Annotated in this window: 12 protein-coding genes; 8 read left to right on the forward strand and 4 right to left on the reverse strand. The window is 60.6% G+C overall.

What is annotated here, in order from left to right:
• Positions 1-82 precede the first annotated feature (82 nt).
• Positions 83-1,684 (reverse strand): ABC transporter substrate-binding protein, encoded by a 1,602-nt coding sequence (locus tag ABV589_RS19275; protein WP_367083087.1) that lies wholly within the window; start codon positions 1,682-1,684, stop codon positions 83-85.
• Between the two features lie 977 nt (positions 1,685-2,661).
• Here ABV589_RS19275 and ABV589_RS19280 point away from each other — a divergent pair.
• Positions 2,662-3,024: a DUF6124 family protein gene (locus tag ABV589_RS19280; protein ID WP_367083089.1), complete on the forward strand. Its 363-nt coding sequence runs from the start codon at positions 2,662-2,664 to the stop codon at positions 3,022-3,024.
• Positions 3,025-3,194: 170 nt separating this feature from the next.
• Here the strand turns inward: ABV589_RS19280 and ABV589_RS19285 are convergent, their stop codons facing one another.
• Positions 3,195-3,914 (reverse strand): SIMPL domain-containing protein, encoded by a 720-nt coding sequence (locus ABV589_RS19285; protein ID WP_027610819.1) that lies wholly within the window; start codon positions 3,912-3,914, stop codon positions 3,195-3,197.
• 412 nt (positions 3,915-4,326) lie between these two features.
• On the opposite strand from ABV589_RS19285, the gene ABV589_RS19290 reads away from it, so the two are divergent.
• From ABV589_RS19290 to ABV589_RS19305, 4 genes are all read left to right on the forward strand, one after another.
• A complete protein-coding gene (locus tag ABV589_RS19290; RefSeq protein ID WP_367083090.1) occupies positions 4,327-5,589 on the forward strand; it encodes an ATP-binding protein in 1,263 nt (420 codons plus the stop codon).
• Positions 5,582-6,142 carry a response regulator transcription factor gene (locus ABV589_RS19295; protein ID WP_003221630.1) on the forward strand — a complete coding sequence of 187 codons (561 nt, stop codon included), beginning with the start codon at positions 5,582-5,584 and terminating at the stop codon, positions 6,140-6,142. The genes ABV589_RS19290 and ABV589_RS19295 overlap by 8 nt, the downstream gene beginning before the upstream one ends.
• 96 nt (positions 6,143-6,238) lie before the next feature.
• On the forward strand, positions 6,239-7,966 hold the full coding sequence (locus ABV589_RS19300) for an ABC transporter ATP-binding protein/permease (RefSeq protein WP_367083091.1): 1,728 nt from the start codon (positions 6,239-6,241) through the stop codon (positions 7,964-7,966).
• Positions 7,967-8,140: 174 nt separating this feature from the next.
• On the forward strand, positions 8,141-8,890 hold the full coding sequence (locus ABV589_RS19305; RefSeq protein WP_024164483.1) for a FadR/GntR family transcriptional regulator: 750 nt from the start codon (positions 8,141-8,143) through the stop codon (positions 8,888-8,890).
• Between the two features lie 138 nt (positions 8,891-9,028).
• Here ABV589_RS19305 and ABV589_RS19310 read toward each other — a convergent pair whose 3' ends face one another.
• Both ABV589_RS19310 and ABV589_RS19315 read right to left on the reverse strand, forming a co-directional pair.
• On the reverse strand, positions 9,029-9,217 hold the full coding sequence (locus ABV589_RS19310) for a hypothetical protein (RefSeq protein ID WP_367083093.1): 189 nt from the start codon (positions 9,215-9,217) through the stop codon (positions 9,029-9,031).
• Between the two features lie 2 nt (positions 9,218-9,219).
• Positions 9,220-10,533 (reverse strand): phospholipase, encoded by a 1,314-nt coding sequence (locus ABV589_RS19315; protein ID WP_367083094.1) that lies wholly within the window; start codon positions 10,531-10,533, stop codon positions 9,220-9,222.
• A 238-nt stretch (positions 10,534-10,771) separates the two neighbouring features.
• Between ABV589_RS19315 and kdgD the strand changes: the two genes are divergently transcribed.
• The 3 genes from kdgD to ABV589_RS19330 all read left to right on the forward strand — a co-directional run bounded on the left by kdgD (position 10,772) and on the right by ABV589_RS19330 (position 14,712).
• Positions 10,772-11,683, forward strand: a complete 912-nt coding sequence (gene kdgD, locus ABV589_RS19320) for a 5-dehydro-4-deoxyglucarate dehydratase (RefSeq protein WP_367083096.1) — start codon at positions 10,772-10,774, stop codon at positions 11,681-11,683.
• A gap of 60 nt (positions 11,684-11,743) precedes the next feature.
• A complete protein-coding gene (locus ABV589_RS19325; protein WP_367083098.1) occupies positions 11,744-13,189 on the forward strand; it encodes an aldehyde dehydrogenase family protein in 1,446 nt (481 codons plus the stop codon).
• A 158-nt stretch (positions 13,190-13,347) separates the two neighbouring features.
• A complete protein-coding gene (locus ABV589_RS19330; RefSeq protein WP_367083099.1) occupies positions 13,348-14,712 on the forward strand; it encodes an MFS transporter in 1,365 nt (454 codons plus the stop codon).
• Positions 14,713-14,718 lie beyond the last annotated feature (6 nt).

Consider the following 14,718-nt stretch of genomic DNA (forward strand, 5'->3'; position numbering starts at 1 on the left):
TTTGCGGCCGTTTTTTACGGTGCAAACCAAGCCCCAAAACGGTGCGCTGGTCATGTTGTGCGCGCCGCCTTGGGGCTTGGTGTTACTTATTTATACCCACGCCGTAGAAGGGCGTCAGGCCAAACGGACTGATCTTGAAGTCGGTCACCTCCTTGCGCAGCGGCTGGAACACCGTGGAGTTGGCGATCGGGGTGATCGGCACCTGCTGTTTAAGGATCAGTTGCGCCTGTTGATACAGTTTTACCCGTTGCGCCTTGTCGGTGGTCACCTTGGCCTGCTGCACCAGTTTGTCGTAGGCCGGGTCGCACCACTTGGCGTAGTTGCTGCCCTTGACCGCCGCGCAGCTGTAGAGCACGCCGAGCCAGTTGTCCGGGTCACCGTTGTCACCTGTCCAACCATAGATCATCGCGTCGTGTTCGCCATTTTTTGCACGCTTGATGTATTCGCCCCACTCGTAGCTGACGATGTTGGCCTTGATCCCGATCTTGTCCCAATCCTGCTGGATCATCTGCGCCGACATCCGCGCGTTCGGGTTGGACGCACGCTGCACGGTCATTGCCCACAGATTGATGGTGGTACCCGGTGCCACCCCGGCTTCCTTGAGTAGCGCCTTGGCTTTCACCGGGTCGTACGGAGCGTCCTTGATGTTCGGGTCATACGACCATTGCGCCGGCGGCAAGGCGTTCTGCGCCAGTTGGCCGGCACTCTGGTAGACGGCTTTGATGATCGCCGGTTTGTCGATGGCCATGTCCAGTGCCTGACGGACCTTGAGCTGATCCAGTGGCGGGTGAGTGGTGTTGTAGGCGAGGAAGCCGAGGTTGAATCCGGCCTGTTTGAGCACGCGCAGGTTCGGGTCTTGTTCCATCACTTCGATGTCGGCCGGGCGCGGGTAGCCGCTGACCTGGCATTCACCGGCCTTGAGTTTCTGCAGGCGTACGGCGGCGTCCGGGGTAATCGAGAAGATCAGGTTGTCGATCTTCACGTCTTCGGGTTTCCAGTAGGCCGGGTTGGCGGCGTAGCGTATCTGCGAGTCCTTCTGGTAGCGCTTGAACACGAACGGGCCGGTGCCCACCGGTTTCTGGTTGAGGTCGGCGGCTTTGCCTTCCTTTAATAGCCGGGCGGCGTATTCGGCCGATTGCACCGAGGCGAAGCTCATGGCGAGGTTTTGCACGAACGCGGCGTCGACGTTGTTGAGGTTGAAGCGCACGGTGTTGTCGTCGAGCTTTTCGACCGATTTGATCGTGGTGTTCAGGCCCATGTCGGTGAAGTACGGGGACTCGGCGGGGTAGGCCTTGCGGAAGGCGTTGTCCGGGTCGAGCAGGCGCTGGAAGGTGAACAGTACGTCGTCGGCGTTGAAGTCGCGGGTTGGGGTGAAGTATTCCGTGGTGTGGAATTTTACCCCTTGGCGCAGGTGGAAGGTGTATTGGAGGCCGTCGTTGGAGACGTCCCATTTTGTCGCCAGGCCGGGTTCGATGTCGGTGCCGCCGCGCTGGAATTGGGTGAGGCGGTTGAAGACGGTTTCGGCGGAGGCGTCGAAGTCGGTGCCGCTGGTGTATTGGCTGGGGTCGAAGCCTGCGGGGCTGGCTTCGGAGCAGTAGACCAGGGTTGTGGCGGCGTTGGCGATCGGGGCTATGGCTGTCAGTGCGAGGGTGATTAGTAGTGGTTTCAGGGTGAATCTTTCCATGGAGTCCCCGGGATTTTTGAGGTGGTTGTTTTTTCAGGTTAGCGGGGATTTGGGTGTGTTCGGAAATATCGTTTTTCCTGTTGGGGTGTCTATCTCGGTATATGTGGCGGCTTTTGTCGGGTACATATCCGTTGCTGCGGTAACGGCTGCTTAAGGTTTCGCCCTTACGGCGACTCACTTTTTTTACAAACGCCTAAAAAAAGTAAGCAAAAAAACGCTTGCTCCTGCGTTCGGCCCGCTCGCTAAAGCTCGGGGTCCCTTCGCTGCGGGATCGATCCGGGGGCAGCGCCTACGGTTTGCTTCGCTGCACCTCCTCTCGCTGTGTTTGGCTGCGCCAAACGGTCGCTGCGCTCCCACCCCCGGATCAATCCCTCCACTCAGCCTTCCGACGTCGCCCGTAGATCAAGATCAAGAGCTTTCGGCGAGCTGACACTCGGCCATTTGAGTGGTGAAGAGCACGCGGATTCGGCTTTGGTTTTGTGGTGCTCTTGCCCCTCACCCCGGCCCTCTCCCGAGGGAGAGGGAGAGGGGGCCGATTTTTGGGCTTTTCAAAATTGGAGTTCGACTCGGTATTTCATTTCGGCGTAGCTCCCCCAAACACCTCGGTCAGTCCCCTCTCCCTCCGGGAGAGGGCTAGGGTGAGGGTTGGCTTTTGGCTGTTTAAATCTGTGTCAAATAACCAGAACCTTCCCACAAGGTTTTCAGGTTGTCCCTCGGACGTCAGCTCTCTAGCCTTGGGCTGTCGCTGACATCAGCGATCGGGCGTGAGAACCCGGCAGTTCATAGTCATTCAGTGCCCATACCCGCATAATTGCCGCCAGCCAATACGCTGTATGCAATTACGTTATGGCGGCTCTGTGCGGGCAGACTTTTGTCTGGCCGGGTGCCTATGACCGGTTTCTCACCCCGCACACAGCTGCCACCTCTTCGTCGTGTGAGAAACGGCTTGAGGTGGCCTAACGTCATAGGTGAAATGCATGTCCAAACCTGTCCCAGATCCACCGCTCGAATCCACAACCCCAATCGCCGAAGCCCTCCACGCCGAAGACCTCGCAAAAAACCGCGAAGCGATCAAACGCGCCCTCGATTTCTACCTCAGTCCCGAAGCCACAAAACCGCGCCCACCCAGTTCGATGTTCCTCGTCCATCCGGGCATCGACACGGAAAGTCTGCTGGCCCACGCCTGTGAATCCCTGGCGTCGGCCAACACCATGGCCAGCGATTTCGCCGATCAGCTCAGTCGTCCGCAGCGCAATACGGCGCTGGCGATTCAGCAGATCATCATGCTCGCTGAGCTGGCGGTGAATCGGGCGCTGGACCGGGTGGATCCGCAAGCTTGAGACCGCGTTATCGTTCATCGCGAGCAGGCTCACTCCTACAGGGGAACGCATTCCAAATTGTAGGAGTGAGCCTGCTCGCGATGGCGGCGGAACATTCACCACAAAATCCAGGCACAAAAAAACCGGCGATCACTTACTGATCGCCGGTTTCTCATTCAGCAAGCATCAACTCACTGCATCAGCACTTCAATCGAGCCATCGGCGGTGAGGCTGACCTGGCTGGTGCCGGCTTCAACTTCTGGCGTGACCGGTGCCGAATCCGCCATGCCGGCGGCTTTCATCATCATCGGGGCGCGCATGTACGGTTGTGGGTAGCCGTTGCTGTTGAGGTTCAGATTGACGATTTTGTAGCCCTTGCCGCCCAGTGCATCAGTGGCCAGTTGCGCGCGGGCCTTGAAGGCGCTGACGGCTTCTTTCAACAGTTTGTCTTCGCTGGCCTTGCGGGTCGGCTCGGCGATGGCGAAGTCCATGCCGCCCATTTTCAGGTCGGTCAGCAGTTCGCCGGTGAGTTTGGACAGGGCGGCGAAGTCGGCGCTTTCCAGGCGCAGTTCGGCGCGTTCACGCCAGCCGGTGATTTTCTGGCCCTTGGTGTCGTAGATCGGGTAGCTGTTGCGGCTGCCCTGGCGCAGGGTGATGTCCTTGACTTGCTTGGCCTGGGCCAGTGCCTTGTTCATGGTGGTGCTGACGTCGGCGGCGAGTTTGGCCGGGTCGGTGTTTTGCGCTTCGGTGTAGAGCGTCACGATCATCAGGTCGCGGGCCACTTCCTGGCTGACTTCGGCGCGCAGGGAAATCTGGTTGTAGTGCAGCTCATCGGCGGCCAGCGCCGGAAGGCTGGCGATGCTGCCGACGGTCAGGGCGAGAAGGGCGGCGCTGCGGCGAAAGGTGTGCATGAAGGCTCCTTGAATAATGCGCAGGTGTTTGTTCGTCCCTGCGTGAAACCATCAGACTCTAGCTTCTGCGATCCGGTTCGCCCAGTTACAACTTCTATACAGATGGCCCGGCTCACCGCCGATCCTGAGTCGAGTGCGCTCTTGTGGCGAGGGAGCTTGCTCCCGCTGGACTGCGAAGCAGTCCCAAACCCGGCAACCGTGATCTGCCAGGAATACCGGAGATACCGGATTTACGACTGCTTCGCAGCCGAGCGGGAGCAAGCTCCCTCGCCACAGTTGATCTGTGGCAGCCGTGCGGGGTAGACCAATTTTCCGGCAACGCCATGTGGTCATTTGCCGCACTTTCGCCTCTCAAAGGCGCGGCTTGGTTATACTCCGTGCGATCCGCCTGGAGCGCTCATCAGGAGAGCTCATGCTCGCCCCCGTACAACTGACTTCCGCCACTCGCCAGAACCTCTGGCGGCTGACTTTCATCCGCACCCTGGTGCTCGCCGCGCAGGCTGGTTCCGTAGGCCTGGCCTACTGGCTGCAACTGCTGCCGTTGCCGTGGGTGCAACTGGCGATGACCCTCGGCTGCTCGATTCTGCTATGCGTGTTCACCGCCGTGCGTCTGCGCACTTCATGGCCGGTGACCGAACTCGAATACGCGCTGCAACTGGCCTGCGATCTGGTGATCCACAGTGCGCTGCTGTATTTCTCCGGCGGTTCGACCAACCCGTTCGTTTCCTACTATCTGGTGCCGCTGACCATCGCGGCGGTGACGCTGCCGTGGCGTTATTCGGTGATTCTGTCGGGTATCGCGCTGGCGCTGTACACCGTGATGCTCACGCGTTTCTATCCGTTGGAAACCCTGCCGGTGGCCCGCGAGAACCTGCAGATTTACGGCATGTGGTTAAGCTTCGCCCTCGCTGCTGCGGTCATCACGTTCTTCGCTGCGCGCATGGCCGAAGAGCTGCGTCGTCAGGAGGAATTGCGCGCGATTCGTCGTGAAGAAGGCCTGCGCGATCAGCAATTGCTCGCCGTCGCCACCCAGGCAGCCGGCGCCGCCCATGAACTCGGCACACCGCTGGCGACCATGAGTGTGTTGCTCAAGGAGATGCAGCAGGATCATCCCGACCCGATGCTGCAGGACGATCTGAAGGTGCTGCAGGATCAGGTCAAACTCTGCAAGGAAACCTTGCAGCAGTTGGTGCGCGCCGCCGAAGCCAACCGGCGTCTGGCCGTGGAGATGCAGGACGTCACTCAGTGGCTCGACGAGGCACTGAACCGCTGGCACCTGATGCGCCCCGAGGCCAGTTACCGTTTCCAGCGTCTCGGCCAGGGCACCGTGCCGCGCATGGCGCCGCCACCGGATCTGACCCAGGCGCTGCTCAATCTGTTGAACAATGCCGCCGATGCCTGCCCGGAAAATCTCCAGGTGACGCTGGACTGGGATGCGGAAACCGTGACCATCAGCATTCGTGACCACGGCGCCGGTGTGCCGTTGGCCATCGCCGAGCAGATCGGCAAACCGTTTTTTACCACCAAGGGCAAAGGTTTCGGCCTGGGCCTGTTTTTGAGCAAGGCCAGCGTGACACGCGCCGGCGGCTCAGTGAAACTCTATAGTCATGAGGAAGGCGGCACGCTCACCGAGCTGCGCCTGCCCCACGGCGCCCGAGGAGACCAACATGAGTGACGAAATCCAAGTCGAAGGCGAAGAACTGCCGCATTTGCTGCTGGTCGACGACGACGCGACCTTCACCCGAGTGATGGCCCGTGCCATGGCCCGCCGTGGCTTTCGCGTCAGCACCGCCGGTTCCGCCGAAGAAGGCCTGACCATCGCCCAGGCCGACCTGCCGGACTATGCCGCGCTGGACCTGAAAATGGACGGCGACTCCGGTCTGGTGCTGCTGCCCAAGCTGCTGGAGCTGGACCCGGAAATGCGCGTGGTGATCCTCACCGGTTATTCGAGCATTGCCACCGCGGTCGAAGCGATCAAGCGTGGCGCCTGCAACTACCTGTGCAAACCGGCCGACGCCGACGACGTACTGGCCGCGCTGCTCTCCGAACACGCCGACCTCGACAGTCTGGTGCCGGAAAACCCGATGTCGGTTGACCGCCTGCAATGGGAGCACATCCAGCGTGTGCTCACCGAGCACGAAGGCAACATCTCCGCCACTGCCCGCGCCCTGGGCATGCACCGCCGCACCCTGCAGCGCAAACTGCAGAAGCGCCCGGTTCGTCGCTGAACCTGCGCTGAACGGCCATCGCCAGCTCTCGCGATAACGCGCACCGATCAACTATGATCGGTGCGTGTCTGTTCTTATCTTTATCGAGCCTTTTCCATGAATCAGAACGCTGAATATTCCGCGGTCAACGATGCTGTGCGCGGGCAGTTTTTTCGCAAGGTGTGGGCGATCATCACGCCTTACTGGCGCAGTGAAGAGAAGGGCAAGGCCTGGACGCTGCTGATTGCGGTGATCGCACTCTCGCTGCTCAGCGTGGGTATCTCGGTGTGGTTCAACACCTGGTACAAGGATTTTTACAACGCGCTGCAAAAGAAGGATGAAGCGGCGTTCTGGCGCTTGATTCTGTATTTTTGCGGCATTGCGGCCGTGGCGATTGTCGGTGCCGTGTACCGGCTGTATCTGACCCAGATGCTGACGATTCGCTGGCGGGCCTGGCTCACCGAAAAGCATTTCTCCCGTTGGCTCGCCGACAAGAATTACTATCAGCTGGAGCAGGGCGGTTACACCGATAACCCGGACCAGCGGATTTCCGAAGACCTCAACAACTTCACCTCCAATACCCTTGAGCTGGGGATTGGTCTGCTGCGCAATATCGTCAGTCTGGTGTCGTTCTCGATCATTCTGTGGGGCGTGTCGGGCAGCATCGAAGTCTATGGCATCACCATCCCCGGCTACATGTTCTGGTGCGTGCTGGTCTACGCCGTGGTGGGCAGCTGGCTGACGCACCTGATCGGTCGTCGCCTGATCGGCCTGAACAACCAACAACAACGCTTCGAAGCCGACCTGCGTTTTTCCATGGTGCGGATTCGCGAGAATGCCGAGAGCATCGCGTTGTATAACGGCGAGCCGAACGAAAATCGTCGTTTGAGCGGGCGCTTCGGCAATGTCTGGCACAACTTCTGGGACATCATGAAAGTGTCCAAGCGTCTGACATTCTTCACTGCCGGTTACAGCCAGGCGGCCATCATCTTCCCGTTTATCGTGGCCTCGCCGCGTTACCTCGCCGGCAAGATCGAACTGGGCGAACTGATGCAAATCAGCTCGGCATTCGGCAACGTCCAGGAGAGCTTCAGCTGGTTCATCAGCGCCTATCAGAGTCTCGCATCCTGGCGCGCCACCTGTGATCGTCTGTTGAGTTTCCGTCAGGCCATGACCGATAACGAACAGCGTACCCCGGCCATCGATGTACAGAATCAGGGCAGCGAACTCAAAGTGCACAACCTCGGCCTGGATCTGGCCGATGGTCGCCACCTGCTGACCAATGCCGACATGACCGTGGAGCCGGGCGACCGGGTGATGCTCAGCGGCCGCTCCGGCAGCGGCAAGTCCACACTGCTGCGGGCGATGGGGCATTTGTGGCCAGCGGGGCACGGCAACATCCGCTTGCCGGCGGCGCGTTATCTGTTCCTGCCGCAGAAACCCTATTTGCCAATTGGCACCCTGCGCGAAGCCTTGAGTTATCCACAACCGGGCGACACCTACGCGCCGGAGCGTTACGCGCAGGTGCTGGAGATTTGTCGTCTGCCGCATCTGGTCGCGCGCCTGGATGAAGCCAATCACTGGCAGCGCATGCTCTCGCCGGGTGAGCAGCAACGCCTGGCCTTCGCCCGCGCCATGCTTTACGCGCCGCAATGGCTGTACATGGACGAAGCGACGTCGGCGATGGATGAAGAGGATGAGGCAACGTTGTATCAGGCGCTGATCGATCAGTTGCCGGGTCTGAGCATCGTCAGCGTCGGCCACCGCAGCAGCCTGAAACGCTTCCATCCACGGCACGTGCGGATCGACAGCGGGCATCTGGTAGAACAGGCCGTGACCGCCTGACCCCCTCTGTAGGAGCTGCCGCAGGCTGCGATCTTTTGATGTTGTTTTTGAAGATCAAAAGATCGCAGCCTGCGGCAGCTCCTACAAGGGCAGGGTGTTGACTCGACAGTGATCGTACAACCCGCCTGCGCTATGATGCGAACCAAGCCGAATTTTCGAGACCAGACGTTGACCATGGAAAACCCGATCGACACCCCACGCCTCCCGCGCAAGCGCCGCAGCCTGGCCCAGGAGCTGGTGACGGTGCTGACCGAGCAGATCCGCGACGGTCTGCTCAAGCGCGGCGACAAATTGCCCACCGAGTCGGCGATCATGCAGGAGCATGGCGTCAGCCGCACCGTGGTGCGCGAGGCAATCTCCCGGTTGCAGGCCGCCGGCCAGGTGGAAACCCGCCACGGCATCGGCACCTTCGTGCTCGACACGCCGAGCCCCAGCGGTTTTCGCATCGACCCGGCGACGGTCGTCACCCTGCGTGATGTGCTGGCGATTCTCGAATTGCGCATCAGTCTGGAAGTGGAGTCCGCCGGCCTCGCTGCGCAACGCCGCAGTCCCGAACAACTGGCGACCATGCGCGCCGCCCTCGATGCGCTGAACGACAGCGTCGCCCACGCCAGCGATGCGGTGGCCTCGGACTTCGCCTTCCACCTGGAAATCGCCCTGTCCACCGGCAACCGCTATTTCACCGACATCATGACCCACCTGGGCACCAGCATCATTCCGCGTACGCGGCTGAATTCGGCGCGGCTGGCCCATGATGATCAGCAGCATTACATGAACCGCCTGAGCCGTGAGCACGAGGAAATCTACGAGGCGATTGCCCGCCAGGATTCCGATGCGGCGCGGGCGGCCATGCGCCTGCACCTGACCAACAGCCGTGAGCGGTTGCGTCAGGCGCATGAAGAGGCGCAGGCGCAGCGCGGGTGAGTGTCTGGCAGTCTGTTCGCGCCTGACACACCGCCATCGCTGGCAAGCCAGCTCCCACAGGTTCCTATGTTGAAGCGGATTTCGTGTACGGCATCAATCACTGTGGGAGCTGGCTTGCCAGCGATGAGGGCGGTGAATTCAGCGCGGCAATATCGAGCGATCCACCCTCACCGCCAGTCGCGCTTTCCCCGGTTTGGCAACAAACGCCACCTCGCCTGATTGATCCACAACCCCCCGCGCAATCGGCTTGCCATCCGCCAGCAACTCCAATGGCGCACCTTGCAGCGACTGCCCCGACGCCAATTCCAGTTTCAACGTGATGGTCATGCTCATTCTCCTTGATTGACGTTGCCCGTCGGGTGGTAGTCCTTGAGCAGCAGGTACGTGCTCCAGCCCCACCAGTCATCGATGGTGGCGGTGTCGTTTAGGTTGTTCACATCTTTGCGCCGCAGCACCTTGCCGCCCTCGACGCGGAACAGCGGCGCGAAATTGCTGGAAAGGTTCAGCACCGCCGTCAGATCCGGAAGGCGTTGCAGCGCGGCAAACGTCGAAGGGGCGGGCACGTTGCCGCTGAGATAGGCAGCGAAGACTTCGTCCGCCGAGGCCTGCACCGCCAGATTGACCTGGGTGCGGTTGTCCGCGTCGCTGGCGTCGAAGTAGCGTTTGTCGCCGTAGGCGCGCCATTGATCGCCGTGGGCGTTGCGCACCTTGAGGCCGAATTTGCTGTCTTCGTCGTGCATGAAGCGGGTCACCAGCGAGCCGAGATCGCTCGGCGTGACCGCCGCCGCCATTTCCTTGCGCGGCACCCGCAGGTGGCCGGCAGAGAACAGGTCGGTGAGGAAGTGGTCGGCAAATGCGTTCATCGCGTAGGCCCGTTCCAGTTGTTGCTCATCGTGAGTGGCGCGGGCCGCGACGGCGGTTTGCAGGGCGGCGGTGTGCCCGGCGATGTAGGCCAGTCTGGCCCATTCGCCGAAGTGGTCGGCGTTGTTCGCCGCCAGTTTCAGATAACGCCCGAGCGGGAACAGCGCCGAGACAAAACTGCCGCCACCAGTGATCTTGTTCCACTCTTCGGACAACGTATCTCCGAGCGCATCGTAGGCTTCGTGCGGTGCTTTGCCGTCCTTGATCGCCTGTTTAACCGCGTCGACCTCTCTTTGCATGATCGCAAGAATCTGCGTCGCTTCGGCGCGGGAGGCCGGGAGCACGGCGAGAGAGTCGAATGCGGCATTGAAGCGGTTCAGGCGATCAGCCGGGGTAGCGCCTTCGTTGATCGGTCGATCGACCACGCCGTAGAAATCTCCAGCCAGCGCCACCACCTGGCCGTAGGTCAGCGCAAGGCCGTTGGGCAAGTGCAAGGGTAGGTTTTGCGCACGAATCGGTTCGGCGTTTTCGCTGAAGCGCAGCAAGGTGTTATCGCCGATGGCCGTGTGTTCAGCGCCTTCGAAGCGCAGTGGCGGTCGAATTTTCAAGGCGTCGCCGGGGAGGGCAGTGGCCGGTTCGAGATCGTTGTGGGCGTCGGCAATATGCAGCAGCAGATGCGGATTGTCGGCGCTGAAGTGGATGCCATTGATCGTGAAAAGATCGTCGAAACGGGCGATGACCGGTTTGGGGCGTTCCTGTGGTTTTGCATGTAGTCCGGACATTTCTAGCTCCTTGATATGTCGTCGGTGGATTTATTTTTAGCTGTATGTATATACAGTCTAATCGAGCCTAGACCAGATATTTCCTACGTCAAGAAACAATCCTGTCCGACAAAACGCTCCGGGCGACGATGAAATGCAGTTGACGGTTGTCTTTTAAGTTGTACGATGACTTACAACTTCAGCGCTGGCTGAACCATAAAACTCACAAGAAACGTTGTTACCCAGGGTGTTCGAAAAAATGAATCCACAAGAACTGAAGTCCATTCTCTCCGCCGGTCTGCTGTCGTTCCCGGTGACCGATTTCAACGCCCAGGGCGACTTTCATCGCGCCGGCTACATCAAGCGTCTTGAATGGCTGGCCCCGTACGGCGCGTCGGCACTGTTCGCAGCGGGCGGCACCGGTGAATTCTTCTCCCTGGCCGCCAGCGAATACTCGGAAGTCATCAAGACGGCGGTCGATACCTGCGCCAGCAGCGTGCCGATCCTGGCCGGTGTCGGCGGCTCGACCCGTCAGGCCATCGAATACGCACAGGAAGCCGAGCGTCTGGGCGCCAAAGGCCTGCTGCTGCTGCCGCACTACCTGACCGAAGCCAGCCAGGACGGCGTTGCCGCCCACGTTGAAGCGGTGTGTAAATCGGTGAACATCGGCGTGGTGGTCTACAACCGCAACGTCTGCCGCTTGAACGCAGCACTGCTGGAACGTCTGGCCGAGCGCTGCCCGAACCTGATCGGCTACAAGGACGGTCTGGGCGATATCGAGCTGATGGTGTCGATCCGTCGCCGCCTCGGTGATCGCTTCAGCTACCTCGGTGGCTTGCCGACCGCTGAAGTCTACGCCGCTGCCTACAAGGCTTTGGGCGTCCCGGTTTACTCCTCGGCGGTGTTCAACTTCATCCCGAAAACCGCGATGGATTTCTACCACGCGATTGCTCGCGAAGATCACGCCACCGTCGGCAAGATCATCGACGACTTCTTCCTGCCGTACCTCGACATCCGCAACCGCAAGGCCGGTTACGCCGTGAGCATCGTCAAAGCCGGGGCCAAAATTGCCGGCTATGACGCAGGCCCGGTGCGGGCGCCGCTGACCGACCTGACCGGCGAAGAATTCGAAATGCTCGCCGCGCTGATCGACAAGCAAGGCGCGCAATAAACACCGACCCACAAGGCCGCTGAGCAATCAGCGGCTTTTGCGTAGAGAGGAGAATTTTCTGTGGCTGATTCCAAGCGTTACGACAACTACATCAACGGTGAATGGGTCGCCGGTGCCGATTACTCGGCCAACATCAACCCGTCCGAGTTGAGCGACACCATCGGCGATTACGCCAAGGCTGACCTGACTCAGGTTAACGCCGCCATCGATGCGGCCCGCGCGGCGTTCCCAGCCTGGTCGACCTCCGGCATTCAGGCCCGTCACGATGCGCTGGATAAAGTCGGCACGGAAATCCTCGCCCGTCGCGAAGAACTCGGCACCCTGCTGGCCCGGGAAGAGGGCAAGACCCTGCCCGAAGCCATTGGCGAAGTGACCCGCGCCGGCAACATCTTCAAGTTCTTCGCCGGTGAATGCCTGCGTCTGTCCGGCGACTACGTGCCGTCGGTGCGCCCGGGCGTCAACGTCGAAGTCACCCGCGAAGCCCTCGGTGTGGTCGGCCTGATCACCCCGTGGAACTTCCCGATTGCGATTCCGGCCTGGAAGATCGCTCCGGCGTTGGCCTACGGCAACTGCGTGGTGCTCAAACCTGCCGATCTGGTGCCGGGCTGTGCCTGGGCGCTGGCAGAAATCATCTCCCGAGCAGGCTTCCCGGCCGGCGTGTTCAACCTGGTGATGGGCAGCGGTCGGGTGGTCGGCGAAGCGCTGGTCAACAGCCCGAAAGTCGATGGCATCAGCTTCACCGGTTCGGTCGGCGTAGGTCGGCAGATCGCGGTCAGTTGCGTGTCGCGCCAGGCCAAGGTGCAGCTGGAAATGGGCGGCAAGAACCCGCAGATCATTCTCGACGACGCCGACCTCAAACAAGCGGTCGAGCTGTCGGTGCAGAGCGCGTTCTACTCCACCGGCCAGCGCTGCACGGCGTCGAGCCGCCTGATCGTCACCGCCGGGATTCACGACAAATTTGTCGAAGCGATGGCCGAGCGCATGCAGTCGATCAAGGTCGGCCACGCGCTGAAATCCGGCACCGACATCGGTCCGGTGGTTTCCCAGGCGCAGCTTGAACAGGACATGAAGTACATCGACATCGGCCAGAGCGAAGGTGCACGTCTGGTCAGCGGCGGTGGTCTGGTGACCTGCGACACCGAAGGCTACTTCCTCGCGCCAACGCTGTTTGCCGACAGCGAAGCGTCGATGCGCATCAGCCGTGAAGAAATCTTCGGCCCGGTGGCCAACGTCGTCCGCGTGGCCGATTACGAGGCGGCGCTGGCGATGGCCAACGACACCGAGTTCGGCTTGTCGGCCGGTATCGCCACCACGTCGCTGAAGTACGCCAACCACTTCAAGCGTCATTCGCAGGCCGGGATGGTGATGGTCAATCTGCCGACCGCCGGTGTCGATTACCACGTTCCGTTCGGTGGCCGTAAGGGTTCATCCTATGGCTCACGTGAGCAAGGCCGCTATGCACAAGAGTTCTACACCGTGGTGAAAACCGCCTACATCGGTTCCTGATACACGCAATACCTGTGGGAGCTGGCTTGCCAGCGATGCGGACGACGCGATATGCCCTCGTACCGCGGTGATGCCATCGCTGGCAAGCCAGCTCCCACAAAAGCAACACCAAAGAAGATTCACCCGCGCATAAAAATAATCAGTGGGAGTACATCTACATGCAATCGTCCAAGCCGACTCACGTCCGCTATTTGATCCTGCTCATGCTGTTTCTGGTGACCACGATCAACTACGCCGACCGCGCGACCATCGCCATCGCCGGTTCCAGCCTGCAAAAAGACCTCGGCATCGACGCGGTCACCCTCGGTTATATCTTCTCCGCTTTCGGTTGGGCCTACGTCGCCGGGCAGATTCCCGGTGGCTGGCTGCTCGATCGTTTCGGTTCGAAAAAAGTCTACGCCCTGAGCATTTTCTGCTGGTCGCTGTTCACCGTGCTGCAAGGCTTTGTCGGTGAATTCGGCATGTCCACGGCGATCGTCGCGCTGTTCATGCTGCGCTTTCTGGTGGGTCTGGCCGAAGCGCCGTCGTTCCCCGGCAACGCGCGCATTGTCGCGGCCTGGTTCCCGACTGCAGAACGCGGTACCGCGTCGGCGATCTTCAACTCGGCGCAATACTTCGCCACCGTGCTGTTCGCGCCGCTGATGGGCTGGATCGTCTACACCTTCGGCTGGGAACACGTGTTTATCGTCATGGGCGTGTTCGGCATCGTGTTCTCGGGGATCTGGCTCAAGGTTATCCACAGCCCACGCCAACATCCGCTGGCCAACGAAGCGGAAGTGCAGTTCATCGCCGACAACGGCGGCATGGTCGACATGGACGTCAAGCAAGGCAAAAAAACTGACGGGCCGAAGTGGGATTACATCCGCCAGTTGCTGACCAACCGCATGATGCTCGGCGTGTATCTGGGCCAGTACTGCATCAACGGCATCACCTATTTCTTCCTGACCTGGTTCCCCGTGTACCTGGTGCAGGAGCGCGGCATGACCATTCTCAAGGCCGGTTTCATCGCCTCGTTGCCGGCGATCTGCGGCTTCATCGGTGGCGTGCTGGGCGGGGTGATTTCCGATTACCTGCTGCGCAAGGGCCATTCGCTGACCTTCGCCCGCAAGGCACCGATCATCGCCGGTCTGCTGGTGTCCAGCAGCATCGTGGCCTGCAACTATGTTGACGTGGAATGGATGGTGGTCGGCTTCATGGCCCTGGCATTCTTCGGCAAAGGCGTGGGCGCACTGGGTTGGGCGGTGGTCTCCGACACTTCGCCGAAACAGATCGCCGGTCTGAGCGGTGGCCTGTTCAACACCTTCGGCAACATCGCTTCGATTACCACGCCGATCGTGATTGGCTACATCATCAGCTCCACCGGTTCGTTCAAATGGGCGCTGGTGTTCGTCGGTGCCAACGCACTGGTGGCGGTGTTCAGCTATCTGGTGATCGTCGGCCCGATCAAACGGGTTGTGCTCAAAGAGCCGCCAACCAACGGTGGTTCTGAAATCACCGGCAAATTGTCTCAAGCGCATTCCTGAGGAGCG

It is taken from the genome of Pseudomonas sp. HOU2, assembly GCF_040729435.1.
In the GTDB taxonomy this organism is placed as follows: Bacteria; Pseudomonadota; Gammaproteobacteria; order Pseudomonadales; family Pseudomonadaceae; genus Aquipseudomonas.